Source organism: Cytobacillus sp. Hm23, from assembly GCF_051842895.1.
GTDB lineage: Bacteria > Bacillota > Bacilli > Bacillales > SM2101 > Nanhaiella.
Window position 1 is genome coordinate 38,613 of the sequence record NZ_JBPXRQ010000028.1, and the last position, 20,308, is coordinate 58,920.

Below are 20,308 nucleotides of genomic sequence, written 5' to 3' on the forward strand. Positions count from 1 at the left end.
TTGGGGTTGTATTATTTTTACTCTCTTTTTCATCCATATAGTTGGTACAACTGCTTACTTATGTATGACATGATCTATTTTATCGTGATTAATTTTAGGTGATTCGAATGCTTGTTGTTGATTCATAAAGGCTGTGATTTAACTTTTTAATCCTATATTATTTTCCTTATGTGTTAAAACAATAATTATTAGTTAAGGAGGAGTTGTATGAAATTCTATATTTGGATGTTCTTTTCATCTTTATTATCATATTTACTGTTACATAAATTTTGGCCAAATTATAAAGTGAATGAGCACCCTCTGTTCACAGACTTAACCATACCAATATTTCTATTCGGCTATTTTATATTCTTTTTTGTAGTCCCTTCTTTATTATTCCTCAAGTTTATTCAAGCATCTTCTGTTAAATTTATCTTCATAAGTACTTCATTTGTTCTTATATTTTGTTATTCTTTAAACGTCTTAACATTCTCATCTCTTTTGTTCGAAATGATAATATCGTTAATCATTTCTTTGTTTGCTTGGATTTACTTTATTGTTTAAGCAGTTTTTCTATTTCCACCAAAACATAGCCCATATAAACCGTTTCAATTACCTCAACAAAGATAACTAAAAGTTGTATTAACTAACAATCTATTATTAACGGTAAGTCCAAGAAAAGTCTCTCAACCTGAATGCTTGCATAACGAAAAGACTACTTGTGACTCGTCCACCTTAGTTCATGTAATTTATCGTTATTACTATTGTTCTATTTATAATCGAGCCACCATATTCATTACCATACATATTCGTTGATTATTCATCCCAGCCATCTTGTTGATAATCTATTAATTCAATTTTTAACTCCGGATCAAAACTAATGCTATATTTTAAAGTATCTTTATGCCAACTTGTAAGCCCATTATCACGTTTTTTATAAACTTCAACATTAGTTAGCACATCATATTGTATATTAGCTTTTTCTTCCCTCTTAAAGACCTCTAATTTGCTTACACTGAAACCAATTGAACTACTATCTCCCAATTTATATTGATTTTTTACTGCTCTTATAATATGTAGTGATAAAATATCTACCAATAAATTATCTTTAATATCTACATCATTAACCACTTCCTTAGATTTTTCATGATAACTAAAATAAGTTGCTGCTATCAATATAATGAATGTGAAAATAACTCCGACAGAAATTAATTTATTGTTGGACAAGATAACATCCCCTTTAAAAGGTTTGTTTTATTACTATTCCAGTCCTTATATACATATGAATTCCTTGGAATATTTCTATGAAAAAACCCAAAGCGAATGTGTCTAATTTGTAGTAGGTTAAACTTAAGCTACATTAGTTAGCATATCAAATGACAAAAGGTGACAACTCACTTAGATTAAATTCAAAATTTGGTATAATTAACCTATAAAACCAATTATTAGGAAGCATCCATTTCAATTATGAGCTGAGGTCTGATAAGAACTTAACTAAGGAGGGAATATTAGTTATGCTCCCAACAAAATCGTTTGTTGCTACAATAATGGTTATTTTATTAATTTTGAGTTTAATAACCGTAGAGATAAAAGATAATCAAGACTACATTGAAAACAAATTAACAGCAGAAAAGGAAAATATGAACGGCTTCAAAGCGAAAAAGGATATTTCTAATCTGCTAACCGCTGAAGGGTTTACGAATGAGAATGGTGTATTTATATCACTCGAGGAACTTAATAAGATCAAAAATATTGGTTTTAGTAATAGCTATATTCTCAATCATGTAACAGATGGTTTTTTAAAGAATCAAAGAATTTTAGACTCGGCAAACAAGAAACTATGATTCAATACATAAAAACAATAGTGAAATATGCAGATAACGATGAGGAAACCCGAGAGAAACCAATAATTAAAAGAATTCAACAAGAAAATTTAACTAAGGACCAATTTGAAAAAGAAGTTAAAGCAGAAAAAGAGAAAACAGCAAAAAAGAAAGTAGAAACTACCTATAAAGTATTAACAACTGAAATTATGCAAATTAGTTCTGATCAATTTCGTATTACTGTAAATATGGAATGGAGAATAATCCCTAAAAAAAGATTAGATGATCTTATGTCATTTTCATTCGATAACGATCAGGATGATTACTTTTATAAAATAGGTTATCTTTATGGATATCAACATGTAATTGGGCAAAGCTCAGTAGGTGATACTAAATCGTTATTAAAACAATATACAATGGATTATGATTCTGAGCATTATATTCTGGATACGGATGGTGTATTACTTTCTCAAGATTTAAAAAATGATTGGATGTTCCATAATGATAAATATGAAGTGGTAGAGTTATCACAGCTTAGAAGGAATTCTTGAAAAGGATGTAGGATGGAACACTAACTATCTTAGCGTACAAAGTGGAACTAACCATAAAGTAAAAACTTCTGATTCTTTTTCCTTCAAAGAATTCACACTCGATTCAAGAATCTACTATGGAGAGAATGACGTTTTTCGGAATTATTTTGATGGATATATCAGGAACTACACACAATTAAGAGTACAATAACAACTTATAGTTTATTTATGAATGGAACATATAAATTTAAGCCCTTATTGTCTCCAAATAATACAGCCGTTTTAAACTTCTTGAGCCATTATATTAACTAATGTAGCATCAATATTTGTAACTTTAGTCAAACTCAAATGACCTAGCCCTTATGTACTTTACTAACATAATTACACTAACTAAAATTCCATGGTGATTATCTTTATTGTTAAGTAATATAAATAGCTATTACACAAGTTTATGATAAAAAGCGCATTTCTATTTTACTACAGAAATGCGCCTTTTTATTATGTAATAAGATTATAATCAGGCTAATATTTAGTCTGGTTGTTCTACAATTACATAGTGAGATCTACAAGCTTATTTTTTATAATTAATATAATACGTATCATATGACTCTTTCAAAATGTAACCAAGTTTTTGTGCTAAGTTAGCAGATTCAATGTTAGCTGCATCCCAACTAGGGTAAACCCCGTTGTCAAGACAATCTAAAATTAATGCAGATGCTGCTATTGATGCTAGACCTTTTCTTCTATGCAAAGGATGTGTAGCAACTTCAATTTCAATTCCATGATCGTAAATACTATATGATGATGCCCCACATACAACTTGTCCATCATATAAAAGTGCATACCCTACACCTCTATTTATAAAATCATCTATCGAATCAAACTGACTTGTAAAATCCTCTGAAATTTCATGCAGGGATGGTTCTTTTGCCAATGTTGAATCTATTTTTTGTAATCTATATCCTTCTGGTAATTTTGATATATAACCATGTATGTGACTCCGATTTAGATCTTCAGGATTTTTGTTGAATTTATATCGTTGAAATTTATCCAAAACTCCTTTATGAACAGTCTCTATACGATTTTTCCATTCTTCATTATTTACGATCACATAGATATGTTCAGGAAGATTGTGAAGTAGCTCCTCAGCCCCCTTTGAATATGGGTTACCAGCATAGTATACAAAAATACCGACCATAATTTGTGCAGTAGTTGGATTTTCGAGGTCATCAACCCAAACAGTTCCCATATGACCTTGAAGACATGAAAGAACCATGGTACTATCCATATCTTTAAACATAGGAAACAACTTTTCTCTTACATTGATATCTGCTTCATGAATCATTAAAATTCCTTCTTTCCTAATATTATTTCATAAAAAAATTGACCGACAAATCAGTCCAATAATTTTTCTAGACTAGATTAAAAGTCTTGAATTCGCCACTAGTATTAAATTTCCATCTTCAAAACGCTATCTTCTAATTTTATAAAGTAAGCATGGAAGTTACGATTAGCCCAATACTTCGCTAAATGGTATATAAGTACCATCTTGTTTTAAGATTATAGTAGGAATATATTTACTAAACTCATATTTGTAAAACTGCATTAGGCTATGTAATATATTCTCTTCCTTTGGCTGTACTTTTTTGTATAGTAAGCATTATATCAACTCCTACACATAAATCTTGGTATTCTTTTCATCCAATCTTATATTCACAATACGTCCACATCCAACGATTCTAATATAAATTATTAGACTAACTTTTGTGAGGAATAACCGGAAATTAAATTATAAGAATTTATTATTCAAAAATAAAAAGCCACAGGGTTATATAACTTAACCTTGTGACTCACATTACGTTCTTTTTCGAAAACATGCTTACAACATCCCCTTTTCATGGAGGCTTAATTTCTAAATCCGCATGAGTGAGAGGCAATACATTTAATTCCCAAGGTTATCCTCATTAAATTAGTCATTGTTAACTCTCACTCCTTTCCATAATAAGAAAACTATACCAAACATTCTTGTGTAAATCAATAGCTTAAGCCATCATCACTTTACTACTTCTTTCTACAATAAAACACCCTTTTCACACGGTAAGTTGAATCTTCAAACAGTTTACGTATAGAACCTTAAAAAAACAGCCTCCTCATGAAGACTGTTTCATCTATATGTATCCTGTGAGGATAGCTATTTATTAATTATAAAATCCTAAAATCTTTCATACTTTCTCCTAGAATATAGTGGGAAAACCACATCAAATTTTGCTTCATAATAGCCATATGAATTCCTGGCTGGTCAGAACTATATGCCATTCCTTTAAAAATAATTAACTCTGTATCAACTTCCATCTCCCTTAGCCCTTGATATAATTCATATGCATTTGGAGTTGGAACTCTTTCATCCAATTCTCCATGTTGGATCAAAGTGGGAGTACAGGCTGATTTAGTATATGTCATTGGTGATGCTTTAGTATAAATCTCTGGATCATTCCATGGATTACTTCCTAAATACATCCTACAAAAATAAGGTATATCTGTATTTACATATTGAGTATTCCAGTTAGTAATTCCACCTCCAACTGAAATAGCTTTAAATCTACTACTAAATGTGGAACAGAAAGCTGATATATATCCCCCGTTGCTCCATCCCATAACTCCTACTTTATCTTTATCTACAATCCCTTTGTCAATAAGTGTATCCACCCCAGATATAACATCATCGTAGTCACCAATTCCCAATTTTCTATAGTTTGCTTTTAAGAATTCATTACCATAACCAGAACTTCCCCTGTAGTTCGGTTCTAAAACTATAAAACCTTTTTCGATAAACTGTTCAATAGGATATTTCTCATTAAAACAGTCTGAAAATATTGGAAATGATGCCCAAGCCGGACCTCCATGGATTACCACTAACAAGGGATATTTTTTATTTACGTCAAACTCTACTGGGGTTGATAAAACTCCCTCTATCTCCAGACCATCACTACTTTGCCATGAGATTATTTCCCTGTTACTTTTAAGCTTTCCTATGAAAAAGCTATTTTCATTCGTTATTTTTTTATCGTCTAAATAAATTTCAAAGTTTTCATTTGTAATAGCCTTATTATAGGATATATGATTTCCATCTCTTGTTATAGAAGCTTCCATTATAAAACTATCTATTTTTTCGCTTAACATTTCCACAGTGCCATTCTCAGATAACAACCCAATAAGATAATTAGTTCTATCTTGCCATCTAATTAAAATTCCTTTAGCAGTCCACCGTAATGGAATAACAGTACTATCATTATCAGTTAAAGGTTGAATTAGCTCCCCATTATTAATATCATATATCTCTATTGTACTATCTTTTATATGGGTCTTATAGTAATCCTTTTCTCTTATGCTTGCTGAGTAACAAATTTTGCTGCCATCAGGAGAAAAGCAAACACTCCCTCCCAATAACTTATCTATATTCATCTTTTGTAGCTCTCTAGGTTTAATATCTAGTATGTATAGATCTCCATCTATAAAATCTCCCAAATTTGGGCTTGGTGTAGTCATTAAAACTGCCTTTTTCCCATCATTTGAAATATCAAACTCATGGATATGAAAATCCTTACCATCAGTTAGTTGATAAACAACACGATTGTTGAGTTCATCTTTATCATTTTGAATCTCTTTTTCTATTTCAATGTAATATAAACAATTATTCTGGTATTCCTTACCTATATGATGGAAATCTCCATATAGTTCCTTACGTTTCTTGATAGAATCACATTCTTCTGAATGTGCAACGTAATAAAAACCCTCGCCAGTAGGCTCCCATTTGAATTTACTAACCCCTTCTTTCTCATCAGTAATTTGAAGTTCACTATTACCATCTATTGACTTAACAAATATCTGGTTTTTCTTATTATTCCCTTCTCCTACGAGGCTAAGGTATGCGATATAACTAGAATCTGGAGACCACAATGGAGATGTACTATCTATATCACTAGTTGTTAATGGATAACACTGCCCCTTATCTTTTTCATATATCCATATATGATTCCTATAATTATTGTCTTTCCAGTTAGTTGTCTTCTTAACCAATGCTACGTTTTTACCATCATCACTTAAGTTTATACCTGATAAGGTTGGTAATGAAATAATCTCTTCTATACTTAGATATGTTTTTTCATTAATATTCATTATAATATCCCCTAATCTATTTTGGTGTTGTCAAAGCTCTAAGCATTAATCTTGACAATAGCTTTTAGAATTATATCAAAATTTTTCCATCCTCCCACAAAAGGTTTTTATCTATTTCGACCTTTTGCTTCAGCATGACTGTAGTCGTATATAAAATATATTGCATCAGTCAAGCCTCTGCCTGTCCCTGTTTAACTAACGATTTATAATTAGAAAAATCAACCTTTACTAATTCTAAAATCATAGCCTCTTCACCCTGTTTTTCAATTATAAGTGCTTCAATATCATGATGATATATAAGAAATTAGTATAAATGTTTTTTACCTAGTCTGTTTTTGATTTAATTGTAGCTAACGTTTGTAGCACTTATTGAAACTAATTTAGGACAGCAATAAACTATTTTATGAAATTAATTTCATTTTAAATACCGGGTGACTATTACTTCCCGAAAAGACTAATTTGTTAATTCAAAAGGATTGATTAACTAACATAGATCATAACAAATGAACTCTGACATATACTTGTCAGAGTTGTTTTTACGATTATATTTTTTGAATAATCAAAAATTGATAATTACTACTTACAAGTATTACTGAATATCAGAACTATATTATCACTATTAAGGCTCCAAATTAAAATTTGCTTTTGAATTCCAATTATACGATAGTTCCCCTTATTGGCGAAGTTTAATGTGAATGTACAACTAGAGTTCGTGGACCTTTTCTCCTTTAATCAGAACGAAAAAAGACTGAATTTCTTCAGTCATGGTAACCTCAATAATCAATGAGTTCTATAAAAATAATTTAATTTTTCCGAAAAATATACAAAATTCTAGAAGGATTTACATTTTTTATGAAGAATATGTATTTTAGGTAATTATTAACAGGAGGTGTTCTGGGTATGAAAATTAAAAAAGTTTTAGTATGTACAGCATTAACTTTAACTTTAATTGGATCTGGTTTATCAGTTGCAAGTGCTGACCATAATCCACCAATTTGTGCTGGTCCGAATGGTCCTTGTATTCAGCCTTAGTTATACATAGGACTAGAGCATGTCAAATAATGGCATGCTCTTATTCATCCTACTTTCTATTATGTTTCATTTAAATACTTCTTGATCTATTTGGAAGAATATTATAATAGTAAGTACTTGTGTGTAATCACAATTAGTATTTGTAATTACTGAAATTTGAATAAAATACTCACAGTTTTTAATGTTATTTAACAAACCAAAAAAGGTAACATAATGATGGATATTATCTTGCTATATAATCTTTATTTAATTTTTCTATGATCAGTTGAGCTTCTAATGGTGGATCCACTGCCATTTCCTGCTTTAATAAGCTAGCATAGTGATCAAAATATTTAATCAAACGATTGTGGTCATTCTTTGCATATAGATTTAACAGTAATAGATTTATTTTTTCATGTAAAGGATGGAAGGCTAGAAATGTTTTTAGTCGTTCCTCAGCTTCATTAAACTTCCCATTATTATTATAATAAACAGCCAATTGATAAGTTAAAGAACAATACATCTGCACCAATTCTTCTTGGTGACCAATGCTCCATAAATAATCTCTACTTCCAAATAAAGGACCTTTGTATAGATTAAATGCTCGTTCACTTTCCATAAGATTTTGTTCTGAAATTTGCGAATGAACTCTATGATAATGAAGGAAATCATCTAAGTCACTGTTAACTGTTGATATGTTTAACATGTAGCCTTCATTCATTTGCTTAACATTTAGGGAAATATTTTTTTCTTTGAGAACTTTTTTTAGTCGATAAACCGTTGTATATAAATTGTGTACTGCACGGTCATTCTCCATATCTCCCCATAACAACTCTGTAAAAATCCATTTGTCTATAATTTGATTTGGTTTAACAAGGAAGTAAGCAAACAGCTCTTCTGTTTTTTTGGTTGGCCATTTAACTATATCTCCTGAATTATTTCTTACTTCAAATGTCCCTAAGCATAACATTGATCGCTTCTGCTCTTCATTTCCTGAGATTTTTTTATTTGAAGGATTCGTCAAGTATCCCCTAATTTTTCTTAATCTAAAAATAACTTTTTCAATATCTTGTACTGTCACTGGTTTTAACAAATAGTCAACTGCATACACTTTGAAAGCGTCTAAGGCATATTGTTCATGTGCTGTAGTACATACTATTTGGATATCCTCATTTATGTCGATCATTTTTTTAGCTAACTCTATACCTGTCATTTTAGGCATCTCTACATCAAGAAATACAACATCTGGCTTTAAAATAGGAAACTGTTTCAGAGCTTCATGAGGTTTTGTGAAACTACCAACAATTGATAAATGAGTAATTTGATTTATAACTATATTCATCAAATCTAAAATAGGTTTTTCATCCTCTACTATCATAACCTTAAGCATTATCGTCCCCCTCTTTCCTGAAAACTTCATCCGCCCTAAACCCATCACTTAAATATTTTGGCAACTGAAAATTAATCCTTGTTCCTTCATGTTTTTTTGAATAAACCTCAAGATTACTTTCGTTTACTGTTTCTAGTCTCTTCTTAATGTTAGTCATGCCAATTCCTGCACTCTTTATTTTTCCGGCATGAAACTGTTGAAGAACTTCATTAGTCATACCAACTCCATCATCTACTATTTGTACTAAAATATATTTTCCGTTTTCTTTTATGGTTAATGAAACATAACCCTGTCCTTCTTTTGCGAAAAGTCCGTGTCGTATCGCATTTTCCACAAATGGTTGAATACATAATGAAGGAATGTAAAAAGAGTCTAATTCTCGGTCAATTTCACAAATGAATTCAAACCTTTCAAATCTAGCTTTTTCAATCTCAACATATGCATTTATTAAATCCAATTCCTGTTGAAGTGGAACAAACATTGTTTTATGGTCAGAACTATAAATAATACGTAAATATTGACTTAACATCGTTAACAAATGTGCTGCCTTTTGTCCATCTGTATAGCAAAACGAGATGATATTACTAATGGCATTATATAAGAAGTGCGGTTTAATCTGAGCTTGTAAAAATGCTAGTTCATTATTGAATGCTTCTTCCATTGATTTTTTCATCGAAATTAACGTCTGTATTCTAGCCAAAATCGTGTTCCCATCAAAAGGTTTCGTTATATAATCATTTGCCCCAGCCTTAAAGCCTAATTCAATATCTTCTGGCAAATCCTTTACTGTTGCAAATAAAATAGGCAATTCCAGTAACGAATACGTTCTTCTAATTTTGTTACATAATTCAATACCTGACATGACTGGCATCATCACATCTATAATTGCTAAATCAATTGTTTTATATTTCTCTATTTTTCTCAATGCATCCCTTGCAGAAAATGCACTAATGACATTAAAATTGTGTTTGGTTAATAGATTAAATAAAATTTGTATGTTGGATCGTTCATCATCTACAATAAGAATTGTATTTTCATGTTCTTTTACGCTATCAAAATCACCTTGTGAAAATAAGATAGAATTGGAAGGTATGCTTGATTGTTGAATAGAATTTTCCACCTTCTCTTTCTCCGTACAAGGCGCTACTGGCAAAGTAAAAGCCATTCTCGTCCCTATTCCAATTTCAGACCAGTCAACCCATATATCACCACTCATTTTTTCGATGAGTTGTTTACAAATATATAAACCTAATCCCATACTTTGATAACCATCTTGTAGAGACAGCTTATCTAACTGTTCAAAATAACCAAAGATTTCTTCATATTTTGCCTTTGGAATTCCAACCCCTGTATCTTCTACATATACAAATATAGTTTGATCTACTAATTTAGCAGAAACGATAATTTTCCCTTTTTCAGTGTGTTTGATGGCATTATGAATCAAATTATATAGAACTTGCCTTAGTCTGTTTTCATCTGCGTGTACAAATGTTGATTTATGAATGTTATTGACTAATTGTAACTGTTTACCTTGGATTTCAAAATTCAGTACGTTAAAAACCATTTGTGTAGTTACTTGAAGATCTAATTTATTTATGATTAAATGTAGTTCTCCATTTTTCAAACGTGTCACATCAACCAAATCATTTACTAAAGTAGATAGTTTGATAGCTGTGTCATGAATTAAGGAAAGATTTTCACGTTGTTTTGTGGAAAGATTCGGTTCTTTTGTATCTAGTAAAAAGGATGATATATTCATGATCCCATGTAGCGGTGTTTTTAATTCATGTGAGGTTCTCGCTAAAAACTCATCCTTTACCTTATCCATTTTAATTAGCTCTTTTGACAATTGTTCATTTTTTTTGAACGCATTTGAAAATTGTAAGGATATTAATAAGGAAAACATTAACAGAAAAACAAATGGGTCCACGGGAAACTTAAATAACCAACTGTTTTCAGAACCGATTGAATAAAATGACATCAAATACTTAACCACGTATACAATCATCGCAAGCGCTGCAAAAACCATATAGATTGCGCCCTCTTTACTCAATAAAGCAGCTTTTAACATAACATACGTAGCATATAATTGTGTATAAATATAAAAAATGGTTAATGATATATGAAATATTATAGATATGTAATTAGGAAAAAGAATAACATATACAGTAACAAGAGCCCCAAAAGTACACATAACATAGACGATTCTCTTTGACACTACCTCTCTTAGTGCACTATACAAAAATAAATATAAGAAAATGCTCGCAATAGGCAATGATATTAACTGAATTCTTAATATGATATTGTATGGAGTGTTTGGAAACAGTAGGTACCAAATCTTTTCGCCATGAACAGCTACAAATAATCCAGCAAATAAACAATGGATTGAGAAGAACAATAAAAATGAATCATTCTTCCTTTGAGAATACAATCCAATAAAAAAAAGACCAACAACAATAAATAAACTACTTTGAACCCAATCATGCATTAATGCTTTGTCTCTTAAGCTAGAAATATCTTCTTGGTATCCAAAATAGATCGAATTAACAATTCCCCCACTCGATAAGAAATCGTAATTTGCTACATGGACGATCACTTCATTTAAACCATTTTCTAAAGTGAAATATTTAACATATGGGGTGTTTGCTGGTGTATATTCACTTTTTCTATTCGGATCTCCGCTAAAACCAATTTCTTTTCCATTGATGAAAATGCGATTGGACATACGGATAGAAGCAGTTTTAATTCCAAAGATGTGATCTCCGCCGTCAATATTAATAATTAATCGGAAAGTAGCTTTTCCGTAAGGACCAATTGAATAGTTGTTCAAGTCATAGTTTATCCAGTTTTCAGGTACTTGAACGTATTGAGGTGTAGATGTAAATTCAAGAGTATTATTGATATCCTCATGAAGTAACAATTGATTAGGGTAAAGCTCCCACTCTCCGTTTAGCCTAACCAAACCATCTTTTTCAAAATCCCATAAGGATAAATTTAACACACCATCCTCTGACAGTGGAGAAGATTTATCTATGAAAGGGGATGAATAATACATGACTACTATGGCTATAGTCATAATCCCAGATACTATTAAAATCCATTTAGACTTCGTTAAATTTGCCAATTAGTTCACCTTGTCCCCGATTTATTTCAATTATTTTTTCGTCAATATTGCACTATACTACAATGATCTCACTATATTCTCACAAAAACACCATTTAATTATTTCCTTTATTAAGTTGAAGAAAAAGATCTTACATAATAAGTAAAGCGAATTTACAACTAGCCATTTATACAATAACCCCTTTATTTCAATAGTAGATTACCATTTTGTTCTCCTAGCTATTCTAGATTTTTTTTATGAATTTCTTGTTATAGATTATTTGGTCTTCCTGCATATTTTTAACCGCTACAAATCTTTTTTCAAGATTCATTAATTGGATAATTATGAATTCTTCCCCTATAATTCTCGTATGGCCAATAATTGTACATAATGCTTCAACTGTACCTTCCTTATAATAGAACCGTATCCATCGTCTATGGTGTTTTTTTATCAATTTCCATTCCCGTAGCTTTTCAATTGCTTCAAGCTCATTTTCAAAATACTTCACCTCAAAAATACATGTGTTTTCTAACAATTCGGATCTTCCCTTTACTTCTAATTTTTTAGAAAAAATATTAAAAGTAGTAAATACATTCGAACTATTTTTTACAATTCATACCCTCCTTCATGAGGCCCTCTTGAACCAAGAGGGCCTACTGTAAAATATTATCTATCAATAGATGGATCAGTATATCTGATGTGCTTTATCTTCAATTAATTATATATTTGTAATTCTTCGTTTCCTTCTTCACTCAAAATCCATCGATGCTCCTGTGCTGCCTCTTCAATTTCATGGAATGCCCAATGATCAACTGATACATCTGTAAATGTTGGTGTCTCAACACCACTTAACGGACCACGTTTAAATAGTCGATTAAGTACTTTCACTGCTTGGGCCCGGGTAAGCTCTTCATCTGGCTTAAAAGTATGATCTTCATATCCAGACATGATACCATATGATTTAACACGTTTCATTTCTTCATACGCCCAGTGATTTAAAGTTACGTCTGTGTAATCAGTGCGTTCAACAGATTTTCCACAGAAGTCATATGCTTGTGCATTATTTCGACATTGTTTTTGTAACCAACGATCAACAACAGCTGCCATTTGTGCTCGTGTAATATGGTCGTTTGCCCCAAATTGCCCATTATCATAACCTATTAAAATACCTTCTTGCTTTGCAACTTCAATTTCTTTGAAAGCCCAATGTGTTTCTGTAACATCTGAATAAGATGGGGAACGTTCTTCTTTATAATCAATTCCTAGATTTCTTGATAGCATCACTGCCATTTGCGCACGTGTGACAAATGCATTCGGTCGGAACGTTCCATCTTCATATCCATAAATATAAGGTGTATGGGTTCCACTTTGAGGGTCTCCATTTTCGATATGCTCTTTCCAGCCTTCCATATATACCATCGTAAATGTACTGAATTTATTAATATTGAATTGAACACCTAGTTCATCGGCATTTTCATAGATTACGAACTCTCCTCGCACAAGCTCTTTCGTTCCGTCACTATGCTCAATAAATATGACAAGGTTGTCTAATATAGCTTGACGTTCTCTCTCATTTGTAGGTAGGTTCTCCTCAAGAGGAAGGGTTAGTGTTACTGGACGGCTTTGCATATTCGTTTCAATCTTCATCGGTCTACCTAGCACTTTAACAGATTCACCCTTTGCAATAGCCTGTACAACCTCTTCCTTTTTTGCGCGCTCTTCCACTTTCTTACGCTCATTTTCCTTTTTAATTGGTATGACATGGAAGTATAAATCGTTTTTAAAGTTTATTAACGAATGGTTTGGAATGAGAATTCGAATATTATCCGTATAAATTTCCAGGCTTGTTTCTCCTTCTTGAAGGATTGATACAGCCTCAACTGGAACGGCTACATTCACTTCTGACACAGTATCTTTTTCATCTGGAATAACAATACGTGCTGTTTTATCTTCCTTATCACCTAACTGCTCTACGGTTACTTTTGCGCTTTCTATAGTTAATGTGACATCATCCTTCACCGTACCGTCCGTTTCAGTTGTACGTATAATCGGTGTCGTCGAAATAATCTCGCCATATCCCGTTTCCCCTGTTTCCACATTCACAACCATTTTTTCAGTTTGTGATATTGGTTTAGGCTTAGGATGTTGGACTGGTGTTGGTTCTGGTGTTGGTTCTAGTGTTGGTTCTGGTGTTGGTTCTGGTGTTGGTTCTGGTGTTGGTTCTGGTGTTGGTTCTGGTGTTGGTTCTGGTGTTGGTTCTGGTGTTGGACCTAGAGTTGTCGTACCCGATTCCTGTTGTCTCGTGATAGTAAGTTTGTAATCTTTTCTTATAATGTCTCCTTCAGCTATGACGACGATAGAAACTATTGTTTCCCCTACTGGTAGTTCAATCGTCTTCGTTGTGCTTTCATCTTCATTTATAGTTATTGATGAATTATTCATTCTAGGAGTAGTTTTCAAATCAATAGTTTCAACTAAATGATCTACAATAAGGTTGTAATTATATGTTTTAGAATCGAAAATAATATCACCGGAACTTACTTCCAGACCATCTAAATATGCATTTGGTGTATATTGGACATAGATCTCACGAGGTGGATTATTTTTCAAATTATATAGAATACCCTCTCTATCCCTGATGAAGTAATTGTTACTTATATCAATATATTCTAGATTCATAAGGCTTGTTATAGCTGTTATGTCTTCTATGTTATTTTGAGCTAATTCAAGGTGTTTTAGACTTATTAGATTCGAAAGGGCTGTTATATTTTCTATGTTGTTACTAAATAAACGAAGTTTCGTTAGATTCGTTAAATTCGCTAAGGATGATATGTCTTTTATGTTGTTGCTATATATACAAAGGTAAGTTAGATTCGCTAAATTTGATAGCGCTGTTATGTCTCCTATGTTATTGCTATCTAAATCTAGTTCTTTTAGATTCGTTAGATTTGTTAGAGCTGTTATGTCTTCTATGTTATTATTATCTAATTCAAGGTATTCTAGATTTATAAGACTTGTTAGAGCTGTTATGTCTCCTATGTTATTGTTATTTAAATCTAGTTCTTTTAGATTCGTTAGATTTGTTAGAGCTGTTATGTCTTCTACTTTATTGTAATCTAATTCAAGGTATTCTAGATTTATAAGATTTGCTAGGGCTGTTATATCTTCTATGTTATTGCTTTCTAATAAGAGGTATTCTAGATTTATAAGGTTTGCTAGGACTGTTATATCTTCTATGCTATTGCTTTCTAAATCTAGATCAATTAGATTCGTTAGATTTGTTAGAGCTGTTATATCTTCTATGTTATTGCTTTCTAATTTTAGTACCCTTAGATTCGTTAGATTTGTTAGAGCTGTTATATCTTCTATGTTGTTACTAAATAAACGAAGGGACGTTAGATTTGTCAATTTCGCTAAGGCAGAAATATCTTCTATGTTATTGCTATATAAACGAAGACTAAATAGATTTGTTAAATTTGCTAGGGCTGTTATATCTTCTATGTTATTGTTTTGTAATTCAAGGTATTCTAGATTTATAAGATTTGCTAGAGCTGTTATATCTTCTATGTTATTGCTTTCTAATAAGAGGTATTCTAGATTTATAAGATTTGCTAGGACTGATATATCTTCTATGTTATTGCTTTCTAAATCTAGTTCCATTAGATTCGTTAGATTTTCTAGGGCTGCTATATCTTCTATGTTGTTTTCAGATAATCCAAGATACCAAAGATTAATAGCATGTTCGAGACCTTCAATACTATTAATATCTTCCTCTTCGGCATCTAAATAATATAATGATTGTAAGTTATCAATTGTTAACACATCATCTTCCGATAATTCTAGTTCACGCTTAATAGCTTTTTCTAAATTTGGATCTTTAATAATTGGGGCAAATGTTGCTTCACCAAAAGCTGTTCTTGCTGTTTCAATTGTTTCTTGCGCCTCTCCAACTCTTTGTTCTAAGTCAGTTTTTTCTATACCATCAGCCAGTGCCGACACCTCTATTTCAGCTTCCTCTAAGGCTAATTCTGCTGCTGCTATTTTTTCTTCATTTGTTAAACCTTCAGCCACTGCACTTTCTAACTCTTCGACTTTGGCAGTTGCATCTGATAATTCGTCTCCCTCAGCATTTGCTTCTTCAAATACTGTTCTTGCTGTTTCAATTGTTTCTTGCGCCTCTCCAACTCTTTGTTCTAAGTCAGCTTTTTCTATACCATCAGCCAGTGCCGACACCTCTATTTCAGCTTCCTCTAGGGCTAATTCTGCTGCCACTATTTTTTCTTCATCTGTTAAATCTTCAGCCACTATACTTTCTAGCTCTTCGACTTTTGCTGTTGCATCTGATAATTCGTCTTCCCCAGCATTAGCTTCTTCAAATGCTGTTCTTGCTGTTTCAATTGTTTCTTGCGCCTCTCCAACTCTTTGTTCTAAGTCAGCTTTTTCTATACCATCAGCCAGTGCCGACACCTCTATTTCAGCTTCCTCTAGGGCTAATTCTGCTGCCACTATTTTTTCTTCATCTGTTAAATCTTCAGCCACTATACTTTCTAGCTCTTCGACTTTTGCTGTTGCATCTAATAATTCGTCTTCCCCAGCATTAGCTTCTTCAAATGCTGTTCTTGCTGTTTCAATTGTTTCTTGCGCCTCTCCAACTCTTTGTTCTAAGTCAGCTTTTTCTATACCATCAGCCAGTGCCGACACCTCTATTTCAGCTTCCTCTAGGGCTAATTCTGCTGCCACTATTTTTTCTTCATCTGTTAAATCTTCAGCCACTATACTTTCTAGCTCTTCGACTTTTGCTGTTGCATTATGTATATCAGCGTATACATATGTTGAAAAAAAAGGTTGATAAAGTAATATAACTGCCAAAAATATTGATATTACCTTAATAAATGTTGAAATCATTTTTCCTCACCCTTCGCTCTTTTATTGATTATACAAACCTATTACTGCACTATTGATATATACTAACAATAAACCCTCACAGAAAACTCACTAACAACAAAACACTCAGCCTTTCCAAAAGAAAAGTTGAGAATTTTGTTTTACCCAAATATATGACTATATTAAGCAACCGAATTAAAGAATACAGTTTCAAGAGGGTTCTATATAAATCATTTAATTATTTTATTGGGTGGTGTCTAGTAGAGGTATGTATAAAACCACAAGTAAGAACTTGACCAACTGATTGACTTCCTCCATAAACGTTAGGGTACATCAATAAAAGAATAAGGCATCGGTGGTCTTTGTCCATAATCAAGAGGAATTTGTGAAGGAATAGAATGAATAATTTGAGCTAACATTAGATTACTAACATTTTTAAACAATTTTTATTATTCTTTTTAAAAAAAGAGTTTAAGGTTATTGATTAATTGACTAAACGCAATTTTAGAATTGGAAAATATCGGAGAGATATTAGATTAAGATAAAAGAAATTAAAAATCGATTGATTTGCAAGCTAAAAATAGGACTGAAAGAATAAGAGATAGCTAAATCTATATCATTAAAGAATAAATATTTGAAGTTAAAAAGATTTTTTTAAAGCCTTGATAATATCGTTAAATTGATTTGGATCAACAGAAATTAGGGGTAACGAATAACACAAATGTTGAAGTGTTAGAACCAGCCCCCCAAGTATCCATGACTTACTTTCACATTGCCCAGTAAGCCATTTCTAGAATATACACTGAACAAACATATTAGAATAAAGGAAAAATAAGAAGATATCTGTGGAGTTGATTTCGAAAGTATCATCAATATTCAAATAAGTTAACAGCCCTACAAATTGGTGTAGGGCTGTTTTTCTTGGTAGTTATTCAAATGCATTGTTAGTATTTTCTCTTACTGGAAAATTCCATTTTATTCTTTTAATTGCTAGATGTAGCATTTATTTTACTTGAAGGATTTGATGCGAGATCAAGGAATATAGCAAAGTATACCTTGATCAACGTTTTGTATCTATTAATAAACCATGCATGTACTTTAAGGTATTTGGCTTTTACAATGAATATCATATAAAAGAGATTATTTTGGTCGTAGTCACATGTTTGTGGAGATTACCCAGCATGATCAGCATTTAATTACCTTTCCTCTCGAGGGACAAGACATAAATAGGAAAGTGCCGCGCTTGCACCTGCACCTACGATAACCATCCCCATTGGTATAGCTGTGTGTTCCCCTCCTATCCCAACTAATGGTGCTACAAATGCACCTAAAGCTAGTGACATCACCCCTAATAGAGCTGCTGCACTTCCTGCATTCTTTCCTTGTTTTTGCATAGCTAGTGAAAATCCAGATGTACTTACAATCCCGACACTTGATACAACAAAAAATAGTGGGATTAGTAGGAAAATTAACTTAGCATGTAGGAGAATCAACACAAATAACAATATCCCCCCAAATAGTGATGTAGCTAACCCAAAAAGAAAAAGCTTTGACTCATGTATTCGTCCTGCCAACTTCCCTGTGGTCTGACTAGCAATCATGATACCCAATCCATTTATTGCAAAGATGAGACTGAACATTTGTGGTGATTCTCCATAAATATTCTGCACGACAAAGGGAGAACCAGATATATAAGCAAACATAGCAGCGAAGACAAACCCTTGAGCTAATGCAAATCCTATGAAGGTTCGATCCAAAATAAGATTTCGGAAAGTCATAAAGGTATTTTTTATTCCCCCAACTGACCGCTTATCGTCATGAAGGGTTTCCGGTAAACCTAATAGGACGACAAAAAACATCACTAAACCTATAATACTTAATAAAATAAATACACCTTGCCATGGGACTATTTTTAATAACTGTGCTCCTAATACTGGAGCCATAATAGGAGCAATTCCATTGATTAATGCAAGCAATGCATAGAACTTGGTAAGTTCTGTGCCGGAATACAAATCCCGAACAACTGCCCTTGATATAACAATACCCGCTGAACCTGCCAACCCTTGAATAAAGCGCAAAACAATTAATGTCCAAATAGAAGGACTGAAAACACATAAAAGGGAAACAACAAAATAGGTCAATAAGCCAATTAATAATGGTAAACGTCGCCCCCGCACATCACTAATTGGTCCAGCTAAAAGCTGACCAAATGCTAAACCAAGTAAGAAAAAAGTCAGACTAAGTTGAACTAGTGATGGGATTACGTTAAAGTCTTTTGCAATATCAGGAAGTGCTGGCAAATACATATCAATCGATAACGGTCCAAACCCTGCTAATGTTCCTAGAATTATAGCCATCCACAATCTCTTCGATTTAGAGATTCCTACTCGGCTATCAATGAAATGTTTTAATGATTCTCCCATAACATAATTAAACCAACCTTTTCTTTAGACTAGAGTAATAGTATTCGAACTTTTCTCTTCTAACTTATTTATATCTTAATTATACACAAATCATTATCCGAGTGTCTTAAACACATTATTTGGAATTGAATACAAATCAATTAGTAGATAAAAAATAATACCTCAGACTTTTGTATTTGTAGCCTTCACTTGACAAACTGTTGAGAAAGAAACATCGAATAATATGATATTACTAAACTTGATCATACTAAAAAGAAAAAGGTTTAAACCTTTTTCTTAGATTTAATAATACATTAAACATTTTCAGAAAATGGATATATTCTTAAAACTCATTATATACAAAATGTAGCTGACAAATTACAAAGAAGAAATTAAAAGTCGAAATACCTCTAAACTATCGTACCTCTTTAAAACGAGTCGGTCCATATGTTTCAAAGAATATTAAAGTAATAGATAGTCTAAAAGAATAAGCATGGGAGAATCTTCTTATCAGCCATCCATTCGACTTGATCTCCTGAGGGCAATACATACTAAAAACTGTATATTTTATCAACCCCAGACAGAAGACCTCCACTTCAAATCAAAACAATGCGAAGCAAGTGAAGGTTAAGTGGGGGATGAATGGCGTTTGGCGCAAGCCAAAACTCACGTCTAATATGGTATAATTAACCTAATTAATAGATAAGTGAGGTGAATCAAATGCTAGTCAACAAAGCCTTTAAATTTCGTATCTACCCCACTAAAGAACAAGAAATATTAATTGCTAAAACCATTGGTTGTAGTCGTTTCGTGTTCAATCATTTTTTAGCTGCATGGAATGAAACATACAAACAGACTGGAAAAGGTTTAACATACGATGAACACCCTCGAGCTTGTTCTTCAAGTAAAGTTTCATGCCTTCTGTTAAAAACCTCAGAATTATAGTCAGTCGTCACCTCTACCCGGCACCATTTCTTCGAAAAAATCTCTGTTTTGAAGTTCAAACTCAT

Annotated in this window: 11 protein-coding genes and 1 pseudogene; 4 read left to right on the forward strand and 8 right to left on the reverse strand. The window is 32.3% G+C overall.

Annotated elements, in window-relative coordinates:
* Positions 1-795: 795 nt before the first annotated feature.
* Positions 796-1,206, reverse strand: a complete 411-nt coding sequence (locus tag ACSVDA_RS16770) for a DUF3888 domain-containing protein (RefSeq protein WP_485884556.1) — start codon at positions 1,204-1,206, stop codon at positions 796-798.
* A 287-nt stretch (positions 1,207-1,493) separates the two neighbouring features.
* Between ACSVDA_RS16770 and ACSVDA_RS16775 the strand changes: the two genes are divergently transcribed.
* Together ACSVDA_RS16775 and ACSVDA_RS16780 are read left to right on the forward strand one after the other, a co-directional pair.
* The gene (locus tag ACSVDA_RS16775) at positions 1,494-1,823 is read left to right on the forward strand and encodes a hypothetical protein (protein WP_485884557.1); all 330 of its coding nucleotides are present in this window, start codon (positions 1,494-1,496) and stop codon (positions 1,821-1,823) included.
* Positions 1,820-2,353: a hypothetical protein gene (locus ACSVDA_RS16780; protein WP_485884558.1), complete on the forward strand. Its 534-nt coding sequence runs from the start codon at positions 1,820-1,822 to the stop codon at positions 2,351-2,353. The genes ACSVDA_RS16775 and ACSVDA_RS16780 overlap by 4 nt, the downstream gene beginning before the upstream one ends.
* 550 nt (positions 2,354-2,903) lie before the next feature.
* Here the strand turns inward: ACSVDA_RS16780 and ACSVDA_RS16785 are convergent.
* Together ACSVDA_RS16785 and ACSVDA_RS16790 are read right to left on the reverse strand one after the other, a co-directional pair.
* A complete protein-coding gene (locus ACSVDA_RS16785; RefSeq protein WP_485884559.1) occupies positions 2,904-3,677 on the reverse strand; it encodes a GNAT family N-acetyltransferase in 774 nt (257 codons plus the stop codon).
* 857 nt (positions 3,678-4,534) lie between these two features.
* Complete coding sequence (locus tag ACSVDA_RS16790; RefSeq protein ID WP_485884560.1) at positions 4,535-6,508, reverse strand: S9 family peptidase; 1,974 nt, start codon at positions 6,506-6,508, stop codon at positions 4,535-4,537.
* A gap of 900 nt (positions 6,509-7,408) precedes the next feature.
* On the opposite strand from ACSVDA_RS16790, the gene ACSVDA_RS16795 reads away from it, so the two are divergent.
* Positions 7,409-7,540 carry a hypothetical protein gene (locus ACSVDA_RS16795; protein ID WP_485884561.1) on the forward strand — a complete coding sequence of 44 codons (132 nt, stop codon included), beginning with the start codon at positions 7,409-7,411 and terminating at the stop codon, positions 7,538-7,540.
* A gap of 223 nt (positions 7,541-7,763) precedes the next feature.
* Here the strand turns inward: ACSVDA_RS16795 and ACSVDA_RS16800 are convergent, their stop codons facing one another.
* The 5 genes from ACSVDA_RS16800 to ACSVDA_RS16820 all read right to left on the reverse strand — a co-directional run bounded on the left by ACSVDA_RS16800 (position 7,764) and on the right by ACSVDA_RS16820 (position 19,319).
* A complete protein-coding gene (locus ACSVDA_RS16800; protein WP_485884562.1) occupies positions 7,764-8,909 on the reverse strand; it encodes a response regulator in 1,146 nt (381 codons plus the stop codon).
* Positions 8,902-12,033: an ATP-binding protein gene (locus ACSVDA_RS16805; protein WP_485884563.1), complete on the reverse strand. Its 3,132-nt coding sequence runs from the start codon at positions 12,031-12,033 to the stop codon at positions 8,902-8,904. The genes ACSVDA_RS16800 and ACSVDA_RS16805 overlap by 8 nt, the downstream gene beginning before the upstream one ends.
* Before the next feature lie 223 nt (positions 12,034-12,256).
* Positions 12,257-12,547 (reverse strand): hypothetical protein, encoded by a 291-nt coding sequence (locus ACSVDA_RS16810; protein ID WP_485884564.1) that lies wholly within the window; start codon positions 12,545-12,547, stop codon positions 12,257-12,259.
* 179 nt (positions 12,548-12,726) lie between these two features.
* Positions 12,727-16,917, reverse strand: coding sequence for a leucine-rich repeat domain-containing protein (locus ACSVDA_RS16815; RefSeq protein WP_485884565.1), 4,191 nt, complete (start codon positions 16,915-16,917; stop codon positions 12,727-12,729).
* A 1,175-nt stretch (positions 16,918-18,092) separates the two neighbouring features.
* Positions 18,093-19,319, reverse strand: a complete 1,227-nt coding sequence (locus tag ACSVDA_RS16820) for a multidrug effflux MFS transporter (RefSeq protein ID WP_485884566.1) — start codon at positions 19,317-19,319, stop codon at positions 18,093-18,095.
* A 699-nt stretch (positions 19,320-20,018) separates the two neighbouring features.
* Between ACSVDA_RS16820 and ACSVDA_RS16825 the strand changes: the two are divergent.
* Positions 20,019-20,201 (forward strand): annotated as a pseudogene (locus ACSVDA_RS16825) (helix-turn-helix domain-containing protein); the annotation flags it as partial.
* Between the last annotated feature and the right edge of the window lie 107 nt (positions 20,202-20,308).

What these genes read in the sequence shown, in the direction of transcription:
- ACSVDA_RS16775 (WP_485884557.1), top strand. Translation starts at nt 1,494, where the DNA reads ATGCTCCCAACAAAATCGTTTGTTGCTACAATAATGGTTATTTTATTA.
- ACSVDA_RS16780 (WP_485884558.1), top strand. Translation starts at nt 1,820, where the DNA reads ATGATTCAATACATAAAAACAATAGTGAAATATGCAGATAACGATGAG.
- ACSVDA_RS16785 (WP_485884559.1), bottom strand. Translation starts at nt 3,677, where the DNA reads ATGATTCATGAAGCAGATATCAATGTAAGAGAAAAGTTGTTTCCTATG.
- ACSVDA_RS16790 (WP_485884560.1), bottom strand. Translation starts at nt 6,508, where the DNA reads ATGAATATTAATGAAAAAACATATCTAAGTATAGAAGAGATTATTTCA.
- ACSVDA_RS16795 (WP_485884561.1), top strand. Translation starts at nt 7,409, where the DNA reads ATGAAAATTAAAAAAGTTTTAGTATGTACAGCATTAACTTTAACTTTA.
- ACSVDA_RS16800 (WP_485884562.1), bottom strand. Translation starts at nt 8,909, where the DNA reads ATGCTTAAGGTTATGATAGTAGAGGATGAAAAACCTATTTTAGATTTG.
- ACSVDA_RS16815 (WP_485884565.1), bottom strand. Translation starts at nt 16,917, where the DNA reads ATGATTTCAACATTTATTAAGGTAATATCAATATTTTTGGCAGTTATA.
- ACSVDA_RS16820 (WP_485884566.1), bottom strand. Translation starts at nt 19,319, where the DNA reads ATGGGAGAATCATTAAAACATTTCATTGATAGCCGAGTAGGAATCTCT.